This is a genomic window from Gordonia araii NBRC 100433 (assembly GCF_000241265.1).
Lineage (GTDB): Bacteria > Actinomycetota > Actinomycetes > Mycobacteriales > Mycobacteriaceae > Gordonia > Gordonia araii.
In genome coordinates this window covers 1-724 of record NZ_BAEE01000095.1, presented here as the reverse complement: position 1 = coordinate 724, position 724 = coordinate 1, and the positions used below count along the sequence as shown (strand labels likewise).

Annotated in this window: 2 protein-coding genes; both read left to right on the top strand. The window is 64.4% G+C overall.

Annotated features, from left to right (window positions below; all coding sequences use genetic code 11):
- On the top strand, window positions 1-233 hold a 233-nt coding region (locus GOARA_RS18690), incomplete at its 5' end, for an IS3 family transposase (protein WP_007323998.1).
- On the top strand, window positions 230-724 hold a 495-nt coding region (locus tag GOARA_RS20330), incomplete at its 3' end, for an IS3 family transposase (RefSeq protein WP_007323997.1). The genes GOARA_RS18690 and GOARA_RS20330, both read left to right, overlap by 4 nt.

Sequence of the window (724 nt, the reverse complement as noted above, 5' to 3'; positions counted from 1 at the left end):
CCGCGGAGGTCGCTCGGGAGATCGGAGTCGGCGAAGCAGTGCTGGGCCGCTGGGTCGCCAAGGAACGCGCCGAGATGGACTCCCCACCCGAAGTCCTCGATGTTGATGAACGAGCCGAGCTCGAACGGTTGCGGGCCGAGAACGCCGAACTGCGGATGGACCGAGACTTTCTAAAAAAAGCAGCAGCCTTCTTTGCCTCCGAGAATACGAACCTGCCGAAGCGTTCGCGATGATCGAGGCGGAGAAGGCCACCTACACTGTCGCTCGCTGCGCGCGCCTACTCGGTGTGTCCCGCTCGGGGTACTACGCGTGGCGTGATCGGCAGAAGCGACCCGCCGGGCCCCGGCAGGCCCGCCGGAAAGAACTCTCGGAGAAGATCGCGGCCGCGCATAAGGCTTCCGACGGGGTGTACGGATCGCCGCGGATCCTCGCTGATCTACGCGCCTCCGGTGAGACGGTGTCGCGTAAGACGGTGTCAAAACTTATGCGGGACACCGGGATTGAAGGAATCAGTCCACGATCGTGGCGTCCGGTGACCACGATCGTCGATCCGAGTCCGCACTCGATCCCGGATCTGGTCGAGCGGCGCTTCGACCGCGGCGGGTTGAACCTGGTGTGGACCTCCGACATCACGTATCTGCGCACCGGTGAAGGGTGGCTGTACCTGTGCGCGGTCCGTGACGGCTGCTCGAGGAGGGTGATCGGCTATGCGTTCTCGGAGACC